Source organism: Cysteiniphilum sp. (genome assembly GCF_057495195.1).
On the sequence record NZ_JBXTEF010000019.1, the window covers coordinates 1 to 20,505 of the forward strand.

The window sequence follows — 20,505 nt, forward strand, 5'->3', positions numbered from 1 at the left end:
GTTGCTCTGTTTATTCTAGCAATAACACACTACATCAATATTAAATTTAAATTGACACAGTTTTATGAACACTCCCATATTGAAGCGCTATGAAAAGTACAGATCGTTTACTTTTTGTTGGCATACTAATTATTGCATTTGTGCTAGGTTTTTTCTGTATTAACCCGAGTTATCAAAATTATTCAGATATTATTACATTCTTATCTATTATGATTGGGTTTAAAATTACTGCTTTAGCTATTTTATTTACTTCACCTTTAAAAAAGATGCTATATGATCGTAGAATTAAAGTTTATCAAACGGAACTTCACAGGCTGCGAGATTTTTATCGTCACTCACTCCACTGGGAAGTGTTTTGTGTTATCTTATTATTTATAATTCCAAATCATATATTTACAATCACTCTGTTGGGAATAGAAATTGAAATTGGAAAATACCTTTTGGTTTTTCCAATAGTCACAGGAACAGCTTTTTGCTTTTATAGAATTTACCAAGAGCTATTAACGATTTTTGTATACCCAACGAATGATTAAAATTTTCAATGCTACTTTTCGTGGGAATATCGTACTTTATTGATCACAAATCCTTAATATGACGAAGCACATTGCTATATTCTAAAATCAGTCGATCTTGAGTGATTAAGCTTATGCCTTCGACAGCCGATTGAGCGATTAAAGCACGATCAAATGGATCCTTGTGGATATTGAGTGTTAACGTGCGTAACCAATTGGCATGATCAGCTAGAAAAGGTAAAGATTGTAATCCGGATTCTTCAAGATGATTAGTAAAATCAGGAACAACTTTGAGTTTGCCAATAGACTCCTTAATGGCGATTTCAAAGATGCTCATTGCACTGAAAAAGATATCATTATCAGTATTTTCAATGATTTTAGTCAATTTGGCTGAGAGTTTTTGAGGTTCATATAATAGCCAAATTAAATAATGAGTATCGAGTAAATACATTTATTCACCATAAAAGAGTTGGTCAATAGCATCATTGGGCGCATCAAAATCTTCAGCCATGTAATATGCTGTGTTAGAGAGTTTTCCAATAACGCGTTTTTTCTTTGCCACAGGAATAATTTTAGCGACTAATTTTTTGTCGCGTGTAATTAAAATTTCTTCACCAGAGGTCAATACTAAATTAATCAGCTTGGGGAAGTTTTGTTTGGCATCGCCAATACCATAAATATGATGCATAAGACCTCGCTAAATTAAGTTATCCATTTGATCTTTTGCTAATATAGTTGAATATTCCCTGCTTGTCCAAGTGTTTGTTATTTAATGCCTAAAATGCCTAATGCCAGTAAACACCATAGCTATACCATGCTCGTTAGCAGCGTCTATGACCTCTTGATCGCGCATGGAGCTACCTGGTTGGATAATAGCACTTACCCCTGATTTGGCAGCGGCATCTATGCCATCACGAAACGGGAAGAAGGCATCTGATGCCATCACTGAATGCTCGATGCTTAAGTTAGCATCATGCGCTTTTTCAATGGCAATCTTAGAGCTAAATACGCGACTCATTTGGCCAGCACCGATGCCAACCGTCATATTGCTTTTTGCATACACAATTGCATTTGATTTGACAAATTTAACGACTTTCCAAGCAAATAACAGGTCTTGTAACTGTTCATCAGTCGGCGCTTTATGAGTGACGATCTTTAATTCATTTTGATCTAGCTGATAAATGTCTTTATCTTGGACTAACAATCCACCTTCAATTTTCTTCAATTCAAGCTCAGCAACATTTGGCTTTTGATCATAACCACAAGCCAACACACGCACATTGGGCTTAGCTGAGAGTGCTTTAAGTGCCAAGTCATCCACTTCAGGGGCAATAATAACTTCAACAAATTGTTGGTTAATGATCGTTTGTGCAGTTGTTGCATCAAGCTTTTGATTAAAGGCAATAATGCCACCAAAGGCTGAGGTTGGATCGGTTTGAAAGGCTTTTTGATAGGCTTCGGTTAATGAGCTTGCCACTGCAACACCACAAGGATTAGCGTGTTTAACAATAACACAAGCAGGTAAGTCAAAGCTTTTGACACACTGTAAAGCGGCATCAGTATCAGCAATATTATTATAAGATAATGCTTTGCCTTGTAATTGTGTTGCTTGTGCTACTGACGCATTAGGATAGTCAGGCTCAATATATAAGGCAGCTTGCTGGTGTGGGTTCTCACCATAGCGCATCACTTCGGCTTTGTTAAACTGCAGATTGATTGTATTTGGAAAGCTCTGTTCTTTCTCACCAGTTGTTGGGTTTAATGTGCTCAAATGATTAGCAATCATGCCATCGTATTGGGCGGTGTGTTCAAAGACCTTACATGCTAAATTAAAACGTGTCGCAAAGTCTAAAGCACCATGATTGTCATTGAGCTTTTGTGTAATGTCGCTATAGTCATTAGGATCACAAATAACGGTAACATCTTGATGATTTTTTGCCGCTGAGCGCAACATTGTCGGACCACCAATATCAATGTTCTCGATCGTTTCGCTGAAACTGACATTCGGTTTTTCAATCGTTTGTTTAAATGGATATAAATTGACAACAACTAAATCAATATTTGGAATATCATGTTGCTGCATAACCGCTTGATCGATATCGCGTCTGCCAAGCAGTCCACCATGGATTTTAGGGTGCAGCGTTTTGACACGTCCATCCATCATCTCAGGAAAGCCCGTGTAATCAGACACTTCAATCACGGGAATATTGGCATCTGCTAATAGCTTGGCAGTGCCGCCGGTTGATAATATTTCAATATTGAGTTTTTGCAGTTGCTTGGCAAAGTCAACAATCCCTGTTTTGTCAGAAACACTAAGCAAAGCGCGTTTAATTGATCTCACGAGATTTCGCTCCAAAAGAGTACGTTAAAAGCGAAGTGATTGTATATCAGATAAGCGGTATAGATCAACCTTGCTCGTTCATCCAGGTCTCTAAAATAACACAAGCGGCAAATGCGTCGACTTTAAGGTGTCGATTTGATTTGTTTTGTACTTCCTCTAGACGCCAACGCGCCTCACGCGTTGAGAAAGTCTCTGAGATTAAATGCACGGGCTTTTGATATCTAAGCTCAATCTTTTGCGCAAATACACGTGCTTCTTCAGTAATCTTGGTTTCTTGATCTTTAGCATCAATCGGAAGCCCTACAATAATATCACTAGGGCGCCATTGTTTAATAATCTTATCAAGCTCATGCCATTCAGGCTCGCCTTGTTTCGCGGCAATGGTTGCAATTGGTGTAGCCGTTTTGGTGATCATCTGCCCACTGGCAATTCCTATGCGTGACTTGCCATAATCAAGGCCGATTAATTTAAGCATGACCAAACCTCATAAAGCCGATGATACCTTTGTCATTCTCTTCACGCATAACGATAACAGGGTGTTCAAAGGCATTAACTTGCAAATTAGGCATGGCAATTAAAGATTGCTTTGTTAAGCTATATGGCATGTTTGATTTATTTAAGTGTTTGTTTATTAGCGATGATTTTAATCAAAGTTGCTGTTGGAGTCATATTAAATGACCAAAAAAATCAAGTTTTTTTAACTAAGCGCAAATCAACTCAGGATTTAGCCGGACTTTGGGAGTTTCCAGGCGGCAAACTTGAAGCTCAAGAGTTACCACATAATGCACTTAAGCGCGAGCTTAAAGAGGAAGTTGGCATTGATGTCACAAAGTGTGAAACATTGTTGGTTAAGACACATCACTATCAACATAAATCCGTTGAGCTTCGCTGTTTTGTGATTACGCAATATCAAGGAGAAATTGCACCTCAAGAAGGGCAAGAGGGGAAATGGGTAAATATTGATAAGCTCCATGCCGAAATAATGCCCGAAGCAAATCAAGAGATTATTGAGACACTCAAGCAATATTTATTGACTTTTACCACGCAAATTAATTGACCAGATATCGGTAACAATATCATTTTCTGTAATATAAAACTGATCAAATAAATTAATGGTTGGATCGCAATGTGGTACCACCATTTCAATGATGTCTCCAAGCTTAGGCAGCACTTTGCCAGTAACTTTGCCATGCTCATCACCAAAGTAGTCCCAGTCATAATAAAGATCATCATGACTAATAATCTGTGGCTTGGTAGGATCTTTATAGAGTGCTTTAAGTCCGGCATCAACAGTGACATGTGTCTCATGATTTGCACTGATGACTGTGCTTAAAAGCGTCATTGCTGGCAGGAAACTATTGATTGATTCGATATCAAAATACTCTTTATCCATTACGGTATATGAGCCTGGTTGAATTTCCGTGACCGATTGAACATTACAATCTATGTCATAAGTACCCGTACCGGATCCGGTTTGGATAAGGTTTTTACGTCCTGTTTGTGCTTCAATTTGCGCTTTAATCTCACCGGCTTTTTTAAGCAGTAATGAAGAAGCCTCTTGGCGTTTGTTATAGTCAGTGATATGTTGAAAATGACCTGCATAGCATTGAATGCCTTTTAAATTCAGGTGTGATAACTCATTGATGTGTCGTGCCAATGCGATAGCATGCTCAAAAGAAACACCTGTGCGCCCAATGCCGGCATCGATATCAACGATAATATTCATACTTTGCTTTAAGTGATTTAAAGCTAATTGGTTTAAATGCTCGGCATTTGTAAATGAATCACACACAACCATAGTGTCTGGCGCCAGTTGGCACACCTTGCTCAGCATATTAAGTTTATTATCTGTAACAACAGGGGAGGTGATCAAAATACCCGTAATGCCATGCTCAGCCAAAACAAGTGCTTCACTAACCTTGGTTGCACATATGCCAATGGCACCTTGTTGTTTTTGCAATTTGGCAATTTCAGTACATTTATGCGTTTTGGCGTGAGGGCGCACGGACCTGTGATGTTTAAGCGCAAAAGCTTGCATATCATTGATGTTTTGCAGAAGTTTATCTTTATCAATCACAAGGCAGGGGGTGTTTAGTGTTGATTTATGTTGTCCAATCATAATTTAATCCATCTTTTACATTATTTAATCGAATTAGTAAGCAAATAATCTTCCAAATCGCCACGAATGTCATTCTCAGAAATGGCAAAATCACAAGCTGAAGCGCTTGCCTTATGAACGCTGTTTTTATCTTTGGTGATCAATGGATGCCAATCAGGTAGAGCTTTACCATGATAACGGCGCTTATAGGCACAAGTCTCAGGTAACCAATGTTGGGCATGTTTTAGGTGATATAAATCCAGTTGCAAACAATCAGGTACAAGTTGTTTGCGCTTGGGGTAGTTTGTGCATTGACAGGTGCTGCAATCTAAAAGTTTGCAGGCAACTTTGGTGTAATAGATCTCATCGGTTTCATCATCTTGCAGTTTATGTAGACAACATAAACCACAGCCATCGCAAAGCGCTTCCCATTCAGCGTCGTTTAATGCTTTTAATGGATATAAGTGCCAGAAATGATCACGTAAAGACTTAGAAGACATAGTTTTTTAGTTTTTAGTGTGTACGTTCAACAGCAATATGCGCTAGTGCAATCAGTGCATTTTTATATTCAGATTCAGTCAGTATATCTAGCGAGTCAATCGCTGATTGAGCGGCTTGTTGCGCTTTGCTAACAGCATACTCAATCGCACCACTGTGTTTGATAATGTCAATAATCTTTGCCATCTCAGGATGGTGGCCTTGCTCAATCGCTTGACGAATAAGTATTTGATCTTGAGTTTGTGCATTTTTCAGTGCATAAATCACAGGCAATGTTGTTTTGCCCTCAGCTAAATCATCACCAATGTTTTTGCCAAGTGTCTCACTATCGGCAATATAATCAAGGACATCATCTGCAATCTGGAATGCATTACCAAGATGCACACCGTATTGATGTAATGCTTCTTGCTCACTATTATTGGCACCTGCTAGAGCACTGGCAACATCACAAGCCGCTTCAAATAGTTTTGCGGTTTTGCAATAAATAACTTGCATATATTGCTCTTCAGTAATATCCGGATTGTTGCAGTTTAACAGCTGCAATACTTCTCCTTCAGCGATTTTATTGGTGGCATCTGCTAAGATCTGCATAATTTTCATTTGATTTAACTCAACCATCATCTGAAAGGCACGCGAGTAAAGAAAATCACCGGTTAGAACTGAAGCAGCATTGCCAAAGACATTATTGGCAGTCTCTTTGCCACGACGCAACTCAGATTCATCAACTACATCATCATGTAACAGGGTTGCTGTGTGAATAAATTCAATAATAGCTGCGGCTTTAGTATGCTCTTGCCTTTTGTAACCAAGGGCGCGAGCGACAAGCATTAGTAGCAATGGGCGCAAACGTTTACCACCGCTATGGATAATGTATTGGCTAATTTGATTAATTAAAACGACATCGGAACTTAATTGGTCAATGATGACCTGATTATTGTTGCTGATGTCATCTGTTGATAACTGTTGAATTTGCTTAAGTGTTAACATTTTTATGATTTGATCTTCAAGTAAGTCGTTGAGGATAATTGTCATTGCTTTTAAGGTCAAGCGGATTACTGGAACTTGCGATGTAAAAAACTACCAAGAATGACGGTAAAAATAAGCGATAAAATAAAAGTGCCAACGATGGAGAACCAATGCATAGTGACAAAAATGCTTAGTATTTTGTGGGCAAAAACCGTCAAAATGGCACTTGGCGCAATTAGACGCAAGCTTAAGTTATAGAGTGCAGAGAGTTTGATTTTTGTTGCTTTATGTAATTGGTAACTTAATTTCTGCGCATCGCAAATCCAACCGAAAATAAGAATCTCAAGATAAGCAATAAAAAGGATAAGGCTAATGATAAGCTCAGATTGAATGATGTCGTGTACCTTGTCTGCTAATAGGTGTTGATAGATGATTGAAGCAGCTAAAAGCAAGATAAAAAACGGCAGATAAACATACCACTTATGCTTTGTGATTGAAGTGTTTAAGCCTTTAAAGGTTTGGCACAGCAAGATAGCGGTTGTTAGTAAGCAGAAGAAGAACATGCCAAAGGCTAATAAGTTGAGTGTATAGGCATATTGAAAACCTAATACATCAGAAGCGGATCGACTGCTATTGGTATATAAGCTTTGCATCAACATAATGATGATTACGGTTATAATGCTGCCAATGACAAACGACCAGCTAAAGCGTCGAATAGAGCATTGCGCATTGAAATACGTGCCGAGTACCGAGTTAACCCCTAAGCCAATGAGTCCTGAAAAGAGCGAAAGGCTTAATGCTGACTCCCAGACATCTATTGATGCCAGTAAATGAAAATTAGGTGTGAAAAAAGCACTCGTTGTCAAGCTAGTGTTAAAGGTTACTGCATTCATGATAAATAGCCCAATTAAACAGGCAAGACCAAGGGTGGCAAAGGCTGAGCTTAATTTCAAAAAACGCTCGCGTGCTTGTGAGAAGCCAATAATGATCACAATAATGGCGCTAAAAATAATACCAATCAGTAAAGTATAGTTATCAATAAGATGCAGAGTTTTCTCCGCTGAATGCGTCGTATACCAAAAGCTGGTATAGACAAGACTTGAGCTTGTCACAGATATACGTGCGATCACCATAATTAGTAAAATCGCTGCAAGCACCATTGATAAGAGACCAATAAAGCGTAAGCGCTGTGAACGTGCAGCAAAATGCAGACTCCCTGTAAGCGGCTTTTTACTTAAGAATCCAGAGATGGTTTCAGAGACAAAAAGTGGCATGCTAATTAGTATCAGCATAACTGCATACGCAAAAACAAAGGCAATATTATTGAATGCTTTTGGATAGCTACTGATCTGCCAATAGACAAACACGCCAATACTAGCAGCGACAATGCTTAAAGCGTAGAGTGCTGAACGTATCGTTGTAGTTGGGTTCATATTAATTCCAGTCATTAGAAAATAAGCTTATGATAACAATAACATTTTGCTTGTCATCTAAAACCGTGCAATATTTAGCGCTATACTGTTTACATAACACTTAAGGGAGGTTTATTGCGATGACCAATTTGCTTTATAGTAAACGTTATTCATTGATCAATGCATTAAAGGCAGTTGTTGCTAGTGCTATTGCTTATTTGGTGGGGCACTTATTGGGTGAGTGGCTTAATATTTCTCAGATGTATGCATGGATCGTGATTACTGTTCTGGTGGTCATGTCAAGTCAGCCAAACTTAGGGGGAGCATTAGAAAAAGCCAAAATGCGCTTTTTAGGAACATTAATTGGATCATTATGTGCGATTATTATCATTTTAGTCTTTCCACAAATGTGGATTACTCAGTTCATATTAGGGCTAGCCATTATTGCAATCGGTGTCTTTACGGCAACAAACTCTACTAAATACACCTATACTGGCGTTTTGGGTTCAGTTACGGTTGCAATTATTTTGTTTAGTAGTGATGTCAGTTTAGCCACAGCTTGTTATCGTACACTTGAAGTGCTGATTGGCATTACCATTGCGATTATGGTTAACCGCTACTTTTTTCCTATTCATGCTTATAAACGCATTAATCAGTCCTTTTGTGATACCGTTAATTGTATTGCTTCATTAAATAATCGACTTTTTGCTGGAGGTGACTATGATGATGTTTTGGTTGAAATCTTTAGTCATTTTTCAAAGCAAATCGCATTACAAAAGGAAATAATACATGAGAAACCAAATATGGATCTTAAGGTATTAAAAGCGATAACGCGCCATTTGCGACAGTTATATCGCTATACCAGTGTTGTCTATGATTATATTGAAACCTATCCTGAAAAACGTGAGAAATTTCAGCAAAACCCAGCGTTTAAGGCGTTATATGATGAGATAAATCATGCTTTTAACGTTATGAGTGTCAGTTTTAAAAAGAGTGTTTTTAATCAGGACGAGTATCAACAAATCATTACTAAGTTAGAAGGATTGCTTGAAGCGTTTAGTCAGTCAATGAGTATTCAGAATGAGTTGCGTCATGCCAGTGTTGTGATGTTCTCATTTAAAAAGCTTATTGATACAGTGCAGATGATTGAAGAGAATCAAAATGTTCTTAGTGAAAAACGCTATTAATCAGTAGTGCATAGATAAAACAGCTAACACAGAAAAAAACAAAACCGCAGATAACGGCGTTAAGATACCGATCCTTTTTGGTGAGTGACTGACCTTTTTTTATATTTAGTCGAAATAAAGCGCGCGCAGCAAGCCAAGTAATAACCGTTGAGGCTAATAATGAAATTAAAAAGCTAATGAGCATATGATTCCTTAGGCTTTTGATGAACATAGAAATTTAAGGTGATTTACATGAGTGCGTAACTCCAGTTATTAAATCATTCTTCTTTTATATTTGCTTGCCATAAACATAATAATTGCCGCGACGAGCGCAAACAAGCCAATTTTTAAAAATGAATCGCAATATATGGCTAATGATTGTGATTTGATGATTTTTCCTTCAGGTAATGCCATCATTGATGCAACATAACCACTTAACAAGTTACCAATTGATAAGAAGACAAACCACATACCCATTACAAAGCCTGAAATGCTTGCCGGAACAAGCTCTGCAACCATAGCTACTCCTAATGCTGAGATCATAAGTTCGCCTGCAGATTGTAGAAAATAGCTAAGCACAAGCCACCAAGAGGAAACAATCGAATTGGCATTAGCAAAATATTTAGCAATAAACAATACAAGAAAAGCTAAAGCACATAATAGCATGCCAGTAGCAAATTTATTATAAATACTAAAATTAACACCATTTTGTTTTATTTTCACGTAGAAGTAAGACAAGAATGGGCTAATAACAACAATCCAGAATGGATTAAGTGATTGAAAGCTTTGTGGTTGAAGGTTAAAGCCAAGAAGGATGTGAGTCACATTATTAATGGCAAAGAAATTTAGCGAAGTTTGCATTTGTCCGTATAAAATTTGAAAAATAATTGCCTCAGACATTAGTATAACAGCTAGTAGCATTCTTGTTTTTGCTTTGCCGGATTGTTTAATCGTGATACTTAAATACCAGCTGATGACAAAGACGGCCATGCCCCAGAGTACAATTTGCGCAAAAATAACATTCTTTAATAAGAAAGATACGATAAATGTGCTAACGATAATGCCTATTATAACAATAGACAATGCCACTAAGTTAACTGGGTTGGCACCTGCCTCTGTAGAGATATGTTTAAGACCAATACGTGAAAAAGAGAAGGAAAAAAGTGCAAGGAGAATACCGATGGAACTTCCTAAAAACGAATAGCTAAAGCCAAATTTAGCGCTAATAATTGGAGACAAAAACATCCCAAGTACACTACCAATATTAATAGCCATGTAAAAAAGTGTAAATGCATTATGAATTAATTCAGGCTGATCTTTATCGTAGCATTTTGCCAGGAGACTTGAAGGATTGGATTTAAAAAGACCAGTACCGATACAAACAAGACTCATTGCAAAATAGACGGTATTGATAGTGCCAAATCCTAGCAATAAATAGCCGGATAACAAGGTTAATAGGCCTAGTGTAATGGTGCGCTTAGCGCCGAGTATCTTATCGCCAATATAGCCACCTAATGAGATAAATGAGTAGATGAGTGCAGAGTAAGAGCCAAATAAGACAAAGGAATTAATCTCGGAAAGTCCAAGCTCTTTAACAAAGAAAACGGCTAGAATTGAAATTACAGAGCTGTAACCAAATCGCTCCCATATTTCGAGCATAAAAATGATGTAAAAGGCTTTGGGATGTTTGAACTGAGTTGTTGTCATATTATAATTGCGTTGTAATTAATCAAGGGTTGGCAGTATACCTAGAGTTCTGGTAATGTAAAATCAAAACATAGACTTACTTGCCTTAAGTATTTAAGCTTTTATAATTTTCAAGGTCTAATTTACTGAATAGTTACCATAAATGTGTAACCTAGCTTAGAGAGTAATACAACTTAGCACCAATCCCACCATGTTGTTTAAGAAGATCAGCGGCTTTTCCTGTGACAAACTCAATGCTGGCACCACCGGCAACAGCGTCAACTATGAGCTCATCAAACTGCTTTGAATCAATAGGATATGGTAATATAAGTTTTTTGACGTTGTGATTTGCTAATGCGCGTTTAACATCTTGAGCTTCAATGATGGCAGGTCCTCGGCGGTTATGACGAGAGATTAGCTCTTCAACTGCTTCAAGATCATGTTCAGCTTCATAAGCTTCCATGGTAGGTAGCAGATCTTTTGCAATGTCATGTGCATTTGTTTTGTGATCAATAGACTCAATAGCAACCACTGCATCTTGTACACTATGATGTAGTGCATTAACGATCGCGTGTGCTTGCCGATGATTGCCACCGAAGATGATACGTTCACAATCATCATCTTCTGCAAAATAGTGATTGATTGCATCAGCAACTTCTTTGGTAAAGCGTCTTTCTAGCTCAGGCGTCATTTGTAAGTTAGTAATAGCCGCTTCTTTTTGACCAAATTGTTGTGCAAGTTTAGGTTCCACTTCAATTGAAAATTCATGGTTGGCACGTGTTAAGAATATTTCAATAAAACGTACATTATGTCCGGAAGGAATAACGATTAGATATTTTTTATACTGATCAATAGCAAAAAGCAGCTGCTTAATTTGTGGTATCCCATAATATAGTTTGGTCTGTGTAGGAATGGGCAAGGGTAACTCAATCACGTCATTGTGATCAGAGAATAAAGCAACTGATCTGCCACTAATGTTGCGAGGCTCAAGACTTTGCATGATCATTTCCTCGGTATTAGCCCATTTTGACTGGACACAATAACGCTTTAATTTATCAGCGGGGAGGGTGTCCATTAATTGTTTGTCTTCATTTTTAAGCTCAATTTGCCAAGCAGGCGTTGCCTTTTGATTATTTTGATCTCTAGGGTCAATATTGACGTAGGCGGAAAGTATTGGTGTTTCTTTATAATCATGAGTGGCGATAAAGTTTTTCAGTGTATGTAATACATTGTTAAGTTTTGATTTCATAATATCCATATCCTTTTTTGGTTAAATGCAAATGTGAGTATAGCAGCAGATGAAGTGCTGTGAATGAAAAAGTAAAAAAATTAGATTAACGAACATATTGAGTAATATTAATCATCTGATCATTTTGAATCTGCTTGGCATTGTGGCGCATGAATTGGAATGACGCATTTTAGGGAAGGTGCGCAATCTCAGTCATAAATAGTTTTAATATAGCTATAAGCTAAGCAAATTTCCCTCAATCACAATATTAGGATACATTTTGCTCAGTAAAAGGTTTTTTCTTACCAAAATACAACAGGAGCAAACATGAAATCTAATCTGAAACATCTCTCATCATTATTTGCATTAGCCCTTATTGGCTGTGGTGGTGGAGGTTCATCAGGTGGTGATAGTCCAGCACCATCGCCAGTCAAGGCACAACTAAAAGCACAAGAAGCCATTAAAGCACCTGAGGTGATTCAATCTGGTAAAACAAGTGTTCTGTCTTATACCGTTACTAATCCTAGTGTTGAACAGATGAAGCTTGGCGCTATTGGCAAGACGACGAGTAATACAGCTGTTGAAATTAAAGGTTTTGAGACACCTGAAACAGGTGGGGTCAAGCTGACTTATGATTTGAGCTTACCACAAAATACGTGCTTTGATGATAAAGGACAAGGTCAAGTGCTACAAGCAGGCGATCAATGTAATATTGCATTTCTAGCAAAATTAGATGATCAAGTCGATCATGAGACCGATAAACATTTAACCCTATCAGTAAAAACATCCGATAACGCAGAAGATCTAAATATTCAGAAAGTGTTAAAGTTTGTACCTCAAAATGATTCACGCTTAATTGATTTATCACAATCGACAAAAACAAGTGATTATCTTAAGCCAGGTTCAAAGATAACAATTGATGTGCATAATAATTCATCAGTAACAATTAATGCACTGGATATCCAATTACCGCAGTGGTTAAAAGATATTGCTTTAAATCTATCTTCTCAGCAAATAGATGAATTGCATAGTGGAGAGGATTTCAGTGTCACTTTTGATTTAGCTATCGATCAAAAAACGATAGATACATTAAAAGCACATCAAGATGATACGATTGATATCATTATTGAGGCAGCTAATGCCAAAGAGAATCACGTGATTGATATGAAAGTTTCAACGTCAATTGTAAAGAGCAATGATGTCACATTTGAATCACCTGAAATACACACTGTAACATATACTAATGATACGGATGTTAATTTACAGATGGGTGTTTTTACATTTGATAATATTGCTGATAATAGTGTGATGATTGAAAATAATAACTGTCAACAAACACTGGCCGCTCACGCATCATGTGATATCACCTTAAAGGCGAGTGATAATGCGCATGTTGATGACTATGCAAAATCTGCATATATGACGCTTCACTATGCTACAGATAGTGGTGTTGAGTTAAGTGCTCAAAATATGATAATCATCGACTCAGTTAATGTTGCCATTGAAGAGGATGTGCAGGCAAAACAAGGTGAGAGTTTTGAGATTAATGTGACAAATAATGGACCATTTAGTGCCTATTTGCCGGAGATGTCTTATTTCACTATTACACAGCAAAATCAAAATGTGGCAGGTTTAACGATCGATCCTGCATCGAGTTGCTTTAACACAACACTTGTCGCAGGTGATTCATGTCAAGTGAAGATAAACACAACAGAAGATGTGATGCCAGGTGGATATATTTTGCATATTGACCAAGCAAACAATATGGCGTCATCAGTGAGTGAGTCGTTTTATATCAAATCTTTAGATGTTAGTCTTATTGTTGAAGCGGATGAAGGTTCGTCACAGTCAAATATGGGGGCTGTCAAGTTGACCAATAATGGTGAAATAAAGATCGATAATATAACGCTTGATCGAAATGCCTTGCCTGAGAATGTAATGCTATACAATGGTGCTAATGGAACCTCAAGCTATGGGACAACATGGTGTACAGCAGAGCTTTGCCCAAATTACTGTGAGGTAAATGATGGCATAATAAACTTGGCAAAAGGCAAATCCTGTTCCTTGTATATGTATAGCCCAAATGATGTGGATATAAATCAATCTAAGCTTACCGTTAATGCACTAGGTCAAACATATGATTTTAATCTCACAAAATATAAAGCCTTATATGTTGAAATGCCAGATATGTCGAAATACTATGAGCTTTATCATATGAACAATAATGGCGTTAATTCTGATAATATTAAAAAATATTTACGCTCAGGTCAAATTGATCAATTATATTGGTTAGAGAATGACTCTGATCATAATACACTTGCTGTGATAACTGAAGATGGGTCTCCTTGGGAGAGACAAAAGCATTTCGAGTTATTAAAAAATATTAGTGGGACTTGGGTTAACCTAAATTTCCCAGACAATAAATATAACTACCTTGGTGTTAGAGCAATAACAAGTGATCAAGGTGACATTCATGTGTTTGTATCAGACAAATCATTTAGCAAGCTTATTATGCTAGTTGGCAAGCTTGAAGATTCAACTTATGCATGGCATGAAGTTTTTTCGATAGATGAAGCGGTAGAATCGATAGATGATATACATGTTTGGTTAGACCAATATAATAACCATTATATGGTGGATCATAAAAATAATGCATTTACTAAGATTGATGCGTTAGGAGGGATGGCGCCGCTATACTTATCTGAAACGCCTTTAGAGCAAAGCCTTTATTTTAAGCATGATGACTATTTGGCTGTTATAGATACTGAGAAAATGGATTCATCACAACATCGTATTAGCTTAGTTAATTATCAAACGCAGCCAGCAGAATATGAAGGAGACCAGATAATTAATCATCCTGCCGCATCTTATTTGTTTCCAAACTATTACAAGACAATCGACTCAGTGCAAGTGATTCCAGAGAGTATGTCTTTTTATGCCTTAGTTGATGCTGGACATATGCATAAAACACTTGCTCAATGCGATATTGACTATGATTATGGACATTTCGGTGATGAGATGCATTGCCACGAGTTAACTGATATCCCAGCAACAGCAGTGACGGCTAATGAACTAAAAGTTATTGATAACTCAGTCTGGCTCATTGGCGAGAAGATTAAAAAAGGTAGTTCAGATGACAATCAATTATCACTTTTTGAATATGTTGACAGTCAGTGGCAAGAGCACAATTATTCGTCGCCATCTTTTACTAAAGGCTATCAGATCACTCAGTTAGGGTATCAGTACACTTATCCAGTGGTTCAATAGTTAACGTTTGCTTTTTATTCCCATCATAAATCACAAAATGATTTATGATAGGGTATTTAATGAATGCGTGATTTCTGTACTTATGTTGCAAAGATAGGTGACAGCTTATAATTTTAATAGTTTTTTATTAAATCTTTGATATGCTTATCGGTCTATATTAGTTATCAGGGAATTTACATGACGCACATTGAGACTCAACCAAAATCACTTTATTATGCCATTGCGCTTAACGTTTGGGAGTACTTTAGTTACTACGGAATGCGTGCGCTATTGGTGCTTTATTTAACACAAAAATTATTATTTACTGACAATCATGCTTATGCACTATATGGTGCTTATACAGCACTTGTTTATGTCACACCTATTATCGGGGGTGCGATTGCGGATCGTTATTTGGGATATTACTGGGCAACCTTTTTGGGTGCTGCAACCATGGTGGCAGGACATCTAGTGCTTGGCTTAGATGGTGGCGGTTTGTATTTTGGTTTAGCACTTATTATTTGTGGTTATGGTCTGTTTAAAACCAATGTATCTTGTTTGTTGGGTGCAACATACTCAAGAGAGCACACGAAGCGCGATAGTGGCTTTGCATTGATGTATGTTGGCGGCAACATTGGGTCTTTTATTTCACCGATTTTATGTGCATGGGCGGCACAAGTGTGGGGCTGGCATTATGGCTTCTTATTAGCGGCGATTGGCATGGCAATTGGCTTGGTGATATTCATAACAGGGCGTAAGCACTTTGTTGCAGGTAATGATCCGCAGTGGAATGCATTAAAAGAGAAAGGAATATTAAGCATCAAAGTGCTGCCGATTACGGTATTATTAATCGTAATTGCTGCGGTATTTTTTAGCTTTGCTTTGTATTATTTATTTGCCGGTTGGATATTGTTAGCATGTGTTATCGTCAGTCTTTACTTCTTGTTTTTCTTATTTATTAAGCTTGATGGTAAAGATAAAAGATCATTGTTGGCAATTTGCTTTTTTATGATATTTGGCTTGATATTCTGGGCATTTGATCAGCAAGGTGGTAGCTCGATTAGCTTATTTATTGAGCGTAATGTCATTCGCGAGTTTGATGGATTTACCATTCCCGCTGCGGCATTCCAATCGATTAATCCCTTTGCGATTTTAATCGGTGGTGTGATTATGTCACAAGTTTGGTATTGGCTGATCAAAGCAGGTGTTAGATTAAGCGCGTTATTTAAAATTACGTTTGGCTTATTATTTCTAACCTTTGGCTTTTTTATGATTATGATGGGGGCGAAAATTGCAGCGGCAACCGACGGTCATGCCTCAATGATTTGGGTGATTGTTGGATTGTTGATGATAGGCTTTGCTGAGTTGTTTGTTGATCCGGTTGCATTATCTGAAATCACACGCTTAAATCCAGGTGGTTCGGTCGGCTTTCTAGCGGGTCTTTATATGTTGATCACCGGATCTATCGCCAATTATGCCGCAGCCGAAATTGCCACCTTAACAAGTGTTGAAACAGTTAAAACCGCGGGTGACTTTTTAGTTAAAAGTGCTAGTAATTACTATAATGTTTTTGGTGCGATTACCAAAGTTTCAGCAATTGCTTGTATAGTATTGATCATTATCTCTGTAGTAATGTATTTCATCAGAAAGCAAAATGCCTAAAGCAGCTAAAAACATCTAAAAATTATTGCGCTGTATTTGCAATCTGAGGAGTCATCTCATAGAATAGGTCAACTTCAATCAAGGTGATTTTTCATGATTCCAGCAAAGCTTGTTTTACAGACCGGGGAAGTATTCGAGGGCAAAGTCCCGACATGGGTTAAAGGCGTTAATTACGGAGAGATTGTATTTAATACTGGCATGGTAGGATATACAGAAGTATTAACTGATCCTTCATATAAAGGGCAAATTGTCTGCTTTACCTATCCGATGATTGGTAACTATGGTGTTGAGGGGCAGGCTCACTGGGAGTCTGATCAGATCCATGCCGCGGGTATTATCGTTTCAGAGTTAGCACCTTTTTATGCGCGTGTTCAAGGAGAAACATCATTGCAAGCATGGTGCGAAAAATATAATACACCAATTATTGCAGATATTGACACACGTGCCTTAACTAAGGTCTTGCGTCATCATGGTGTTGTTTCAGGTGCTATTGTCGTAGGTCAAGATCTGCCAAAAAAGTATCCCAATATTAGTGATCTTGATTTAGTTGCTGACGTGACGATTGATAAGCCTGTTGTGCATGGCGCAGGTGACAAAACAGTCATCGTTGTCGATTGTGGTATGAAGGCAAATATTTGGCGTTATCTATGCGAGTATTCTAATTTGACGTTGAAGCGTGTACCTTATGATTATGATTACACCAAAGAGTCTTATGATGGTGTGTTTATCTCAAATGGTCCAGGCGATCCAGCGCGTTGTCAAAGCACGGCTAAAGTATTAAAAGAAGCAATGGCAAAAGCGCCACAAAAGCCGATTTTTGGCATTTGTTTAGGTTCACAAATTATGGGTATTGCGATTGGTGCGAAAACCTATAAGCTTAAGTTTGGGCATCGTGCGCAGAATCATCCTTGTTTATTAGAAGGAAGTAACCGTAGTTATCTAACCTCACAAAACCACGGCTTTGCAGTAGATGAATCAACGATGCCTGAAAATTGGGAAGTTTGGTTTAGAAATCTTAACGATAATACGATTCAAGGAATTAAACACACAGAGTTGCCATACTCATCAGTGCAATTCCATCCTGAGGCGGGACCGGGTCCCGTTGATACGGCATGGCTCTTTGATCGATTTGTTGAGCAGCTGTAGGTGATGATATGACGCAAACGACGATTGAACTAAAGTTACTACGACCTGAACTTTTTGCCGCACTCCCTCAATATGGTACAACAGGCTCTGCAGCGATTGATCTAAGAGCTGCAATTGAGCAAGATATTCAATTAAGTCCAGGACAATGTGAGTTGATACCAACAGGTATTGCAATCCATATTGCAAATGCGGGACTTGCTGGCATGATTTTGCCGCGATCTGGTTTGGGACATAAAAAGGGACTGATCTTGGGCAATAGTGTTGGCTTGATTGATTCGGATTATCAAGGCGAACTAATGGTTTCTTGTTGGAACCGATCAAATGATGTCATCACCATTGAATCATTAATGCGTTTTGCGCAATTAGTTATTGTTCCCGTGGTTCAAGCAAGCTTTGTTGCGGTTGAAGAATTTGGTGGTCAAAGCGTGCGCGGTGTGGGTGGTTTTGGTCATACTGGGGTGTAAACAAACTTGTCGCAAGCTAGGTGCTTTGTTACACTAATCGCGTCAGTCAATAAAAGGATTAAACAGAGATGATCTGGACAGTACCAAATATATTAACCATGCTACGGATATTGCTTATTCCTTTTTTAGTCGTGGCATTTTATGTGCCTTTTCCGCACCATCATGGGGTTAGTGCAACTTTGTTTTTATTAGCAGCACTAACTGATTGGTTAGACGGCTTTCTTGCTCGTTACTTTCAGCAGACGACAAAGCTTGGTGCCTTCTTAGATCCGGTTGCAGATAAGTTAATGGTGGCAACTGCACTTGGACTGTTGATTGCACTTTATCCGTATCCATGGGTGGCGTTACCTGCGATTATTATTATTTGTCGTGAGATTATTGTGTCAGCATTACGTGAATGGATGGCAGAAATTGGTCAACGCTCAGTGGTTAAGGTCTCTTTTGTTGGTAAGGTAAAAACTGCAGCGCAAATGGCAGCGATTTTTATTTTATTATTAAAGCCAAAAGATCTCGGTAATATCTGGGTTATTCTAGGGTTTATATTATTATATATCGCTGTTATTCTAACGGTTTACTCTATGTGGTTATATCTATCAGCTGCCTACAAGGCGATTAAAGCCAGCGGTGCTATTAAAGATTAGCGCTCAACTGTATTAGGTTAAATCTCGAAAAATTCTAATAGATCAACACTAGGTGTTGAATATTTCTTGAAAATAGTGCATGATTCACACGCTTATTTTATTGGGTGCTTATAAAAGCGCTAAAAGTTGAAGATATAGAAGATATAGAGAGATTTAAACAAGCAATGGCAAAAGAAGATTGTATTGAATTAGAAGGTACGGTAGTTGAAACATTACCAAACACCATGTTTCGTGTTGAACTTGAGAATGGGCATATTGTTACGGCACATATTTCAGGGAAAATGCGTAAAAACTATATTCGTATTTTGACAGGGGATAAGGTCACTGTTGAAATGACACCTTATGATTTAACTAAAGGTCGTATTAAGTTCCGTAATAAATAGCTGTCGCAGTAGACTGATACCCAATCATAAGCGCCTTTGTTGGACATTATAATTATCTTAATGATTAATTAATCGAATTAAGTATTATATTTTTCGCTTTCTAGTGTTATACCTTTGTATAATTTAAAAGTAAGCGTGTCCAAATATCATCTTTTAATTCGCTCTTGCTTGTATACAAGCGTATGCCTAAGTAATATTGCTTTTTAAACAAAACATCGCTATCGGTGTTTAATAATGTTAAGAGAGTGTATAAATTGAGTTTGACTTTGACTTTACTGATTGTACTTATCTGTTTGGTGGCACTTTTAGCTGGATTTGTTTCCGGTGTATTTGGAGGCGGTGCTGGTCTTATTAATGTTCCTGGGTTTTATCTATTGATGCAATATGCCTATCCAACCAATGACCATTTAATGCAAGTTGCGATTGCATCAGGTGTGAGCTCTAGCGTATTACTAGGTTTTTTTGCAACGTTTAAACAGCATAAATATAAGCAGATTTGCTATCAGACACTACGCTGGGCAATGGTAAGTGTGCTCTTGGGTGGTGTTTTAGGTGTGTTTCTCATGACCACGATCAGCAGCAATGATCTCAAGATTATCTTTGCGCTGATTGTTATCGTTATGGCGATTTGGATGTGGCGCAAGCTTAAGGTTGTATTAAAAATCTGGCAAGCCCCACTACCATTAAAAGCACTAAGTGCATTTCTAGCAGGGATGTGTACCATGCTCTCAGGTGTATCGGTTTTCTTTGTCCCATTTTTAACAAAATGCGGCTTAGATATCCGCAAAGCAATTGGTACATCAACGGTGATTACCATGGTGTTATGTTTGGTGATGTCTGGCTTTTTTGTGCTATTTGGTTGGCATGCTGATAATTTACCACCGTATAGTATTGGTTATTTGAATTTAGTATTCTTTTTAGTAGCTATGATACCGAGTGTGATTGGTGTTAATATTGGTGTTAAAGTAACAGCACTTATTTCACATAAGTATTTACAAATTATCTATATTATTATGATGCTAATTGTTGCCATCACCATGCTTGTTTAGAAAAAAG

General features: G+C 37.7%; 21 protein-coding genes. 10 read left to right on the forward strand and 11 right to left on the reverse strand.

What is annotated here, in order from left to right:
* Positions 1 to 89: 89 nt before the first annotated feature.
* Positions 90 to 533 (forward strand): hypothetical protein, encoded by a 444-nt coding sequence (locus ACY10D_RS01930; RefSeq protein ID WP_486999123.1) that lies wholly within the window; start codon positions 90 to 92, stop codon positions 531 to 533.
* A gap of 43 nt (positions 534 to 576) precedes the next feature.
* On the opposite strand, the gene ACY10D_RS01935 is transcribed toward ACY10D_RS01930, so the two are convergent.
* The 5 genes from ACY10D_RS01935 to ACY10D_RS01955 all read right to left on the reverse strand — a co-directional run bounded on the left by ACY10D_RS01935 (position 577) and on the right by ACY10D_RS01955 (position 3,458).
* A complete protein-coding gene (locus tag ACY10D_RS01935; protein ID WP_486999124.1) occupies positions 577 to 963 on the reverse strand; it encodes a type II toxin-antitoxin system VapC family toxin in 387 nt (128 codons plus the stop codon).
* Positions 964 to 1,200: a type II toxin-antitoxin system Phd/YefM family antitoxin gene (locus ACY10D_RS01940; RefSeq protein ID WP_486999125.1), complete on the reverse strand. Its 237-nt coding sequence runs from the start codon at positions 1,198 to 1,200 to the stop codon at positions 964 to 966.
* Between the two features lie 81 nt (positions 1,201 to 1,281).
* On the reverse strand, positions 1,282 to 2,853 hold the full coding sequence (gene purH, locus ACY10D_RS01945; protein ID WP_486999126.1) for a bifunctional phosphoribosylaminoimidazolecarboxamide formyltransferase/IMP cyclohydrolase: 1,572 nt from the start codon (positions 2,851 to 2,853) through the stop codon (positions 1,282 to 1,284).
* 64 nt (positions 2,854 to 2,917) lie between these two features.
* Positions 2,918 to 3,328, reverse strand: a complete 411-nt coding sequence (gene ruvX / locus ACY10D_RS01950) for a Holliday junction resolvase RuvX (protein WP_486999127.1) — start codon at positions 3,326 to 3,328, stop codon at positions 2,918 to 2,920.
* Positions 3,321 to 3,458 carry a hypothetical protein gene (locus ACY10D_RS01955; RefSeq protein WP_203250212.1) on the reverse strand — a complete coding sequence of 46 codons (138 nt, stop codon included), beginning with the start codon at positions 3,456 to 3,458 and terminating at the stop codon, positions 3,321 to 3,323. Before ACY10D_RS01955 ends, ruvX begins: the two co-directional genes overlap by 8 nt.
* A 32-nt stretch (positions 3,459 to 3,490) precedes the next feature.
* On the opposite strand from ACY10D_RS01955, the gene mutT reads away from it, so the two are divergent.
* Complete coding sequence (gene mutT / locus ACY10D_RS01960; protein ID WP_486999128.1) at positions 3,491 to 3,910, forward strand: 8-oxo-dGTP diphosphatase MutT; 420 nt, start codon at positions 3,491 to 3,493, stop codon at positions 3,908 to 3,910.
* Here mutT and ACY10D_RS01965 read toward each other — a convergent pair.
* From ACY10D_RS01965 to ACY10D_RS01980, 4 genes are all read right to left on the reverse strand, one after another.
* A complete protein-coding gene (locus ACY10D_RS01965) occupies positions 3,881 to 4,972 on the reverse strand; it encodes a DSD1 family PLP-dependent enzyme (protein ID WP_486999129.1) in 1,092 nt (363 codons plus the stop codon). The two genes, mutT and ACY10D_RS01965, sit on opposite strands and share 30 nt — an antisense overlap.
* A gap of 20 nt (positions 4,973 to 4,992) precedes the next feature.
* Positions 4,993 to 5,451, reverse strand: a complete 459-nt coding sequence (locus ACY10D_RS01970) for a YcgN family cysteine cluster protein (RefSeq protein ID WP_486999130.1) — start codon at positions 5,449 to 5,451, stop codon at positions 4,993 to 4,995.
* A 13-nt stretch (positions 5,452 to 5,464) separates the two neighbouring features.
* Positions 5,465 to 6,436 (reverse strand): octaprenyl diphosphate synthase, encoded by a 972-nt coding sequence (gene ispB / locus ACY10D_RS01975; RefSeq protein WP_486999148.1) that lies wholly within the window; start codon positions 6,434 to 6,436, stop codon positions 5,465 to 5,467.
* Between the two features lie 65 nt (positions 6,437 to 6,501).
* Entirely contained in the window at positions 6,502 to 7,848 is a 1,347-nt protein-coding gene (locus ACY10D_RS01980; RefSeq protein WP_486999131.1) for an SLC5/6 family protein, read from the reverse strand.
* Between the two features lie 119 nt (positions 7,849 to 7,967).
* Here ACY10D_RS01980 and ACY10D_RS01985 point away from each other — a divergent pair, with 119 nt between their 5' ends.
* On the forward strand, positions 7,968 to 9,014 hold the full coding sequence (locus ACY10D_RS01985) for an FUSC family protein (RefSeq protein ID WP_486999132.1): 1,047 nt from the start codon (positions 7,968 to 7,970) through the stop codon (positions 9,012 to 9,014).
* Between the two features lie 252 nt (positions 9,015 to 9,266).
* On the opposite strand, the gene ACY10D_RS01990 is transcribed toward ACY10D_RS01985, so the two are convergent.
* Both ACY10D_RS01990 and ACY10D_RS01995 read right to left on the reverse strand, forming a co-directional pair.
* On the reverse strand, positions 9,267 to 10,700 hold the full coding sequence (locus tag ACY10D_RS01990; protein WP_486999133.1) for an oligopeptide:H+ symporter: 1,434 nt from the start codon (positions 10,698 to 10,700) through the stop codon (positions 9,267 to 9,269).
* A gap of 151 nt (positions 10,701 to 10,851) precedes the next feature.
* Positions 10,852 to 11,928, reverse strand: a complete 1,077-nt coding sequence (locus tag ACY10D_RS01995) for a baeRF10 domain-containing protein (protein ID WP_486999134.1) — start codon at positions 11,926 to 11,928, stop codon at positions 10,852 to 10,854.
* A 306-nt stretch (positions 11,929 to 12,234) separates the two neighbouring features.
* Here ACY10D_RS01995 and ACY10D_RS02000 point away from each other — a divergent pair, with 306 nt between their 5' ends.
* From ACY10D_RS02000 to ACY10D_RS02030, 7 genes are all read left to right on the forward strand, one after another.
* A complete protein-coding gene (locus ACY10D_RS02000; protein WP_486999135.1) occupies positions 12,235 to 15,174 on the forward strand; it encodes a COG1361 family protein in 2,940 nt (979 codons plus the stop codon).
* 177 nt (positions 15,175 to 15,351) lie between these two features.
* A complete protein-coding gene (locus ACY10D_RS02005; RefSeq protein WP_486999136.1) occupies positions 15,352 to 16,815 on the forward strand; it encodes a peptide MFS transporter in 1,464 nt (487 codons plus the stop codon).
* A 93-nt stretch (positions 16,816 to 16,908) separates the two neighbouring features.
* Complete coding sequence (carA, locus tag ACY10D_RS02010) at positions 16,909 to 17,961, forward strand: glutamine-hydrolyzing carbamoyl-phosphate synthase small subunit (RefSeq protein ID WP_486999137.1); 1,053 nt, start codon at positions 16,909 to 16,911, stop codon at positions 17,959 to 17,961.
* A gap of 8 nt (positions 17,962 to 17,969) precedes the next feature.
* Positions 17,970 to 18,425, forward strand: coding sequence for a dUTP diphosphatase (dut, locus tag ACY10D_RS02015; RefSeq protein WP_486999138.1), 456 nt, complete (start codon positions 17,970 to 17,972; stop codon positions 18,423 to 18,425).
* A gap of 68 nt (positions 18,426 to 18,493) precedes the next feature.
* Positions 18,494 to 19,066, forward strand: coding sequence for a CDP-diacylglycerol--glycerol-3-phosphate 3-phosphatidyltransferase (pgsA, locus tag ACY10D_RS02020; RefSeq protein ID WP_192484844.1), 573 nt, complete (start codon positions 18,494 to 18,496; stop codon positions 19,064 to 19,066).
* Positions 19,067 to 19,230: 164 nt separating this feature from the next.
* Entirely contained in the window at positions 19,231 to 19,449 is a 219-nt protein-coding gene (gene infA, locus ACY10D_RS02025; RefSeq protein ID WP_117003346.1) for a translation initiation factor IF-1, read from the forward strand.
* Positions 19,450 to 19,715: 266 nt separating this feature from the next.
* A complete protein-coding gene (locus ACY10D_RS02030; RefSeq protein WP_486999139.1) occupies positions 19,716 to 20,498 on the forward strand; it encodes a sulfite exporter TauE/SafE family protein in 783 nt (260 codons plus the stop codon).
* The last annotated feature ends 7 nt before the right edge of the window (positions 20,499 to 20,505 follow it).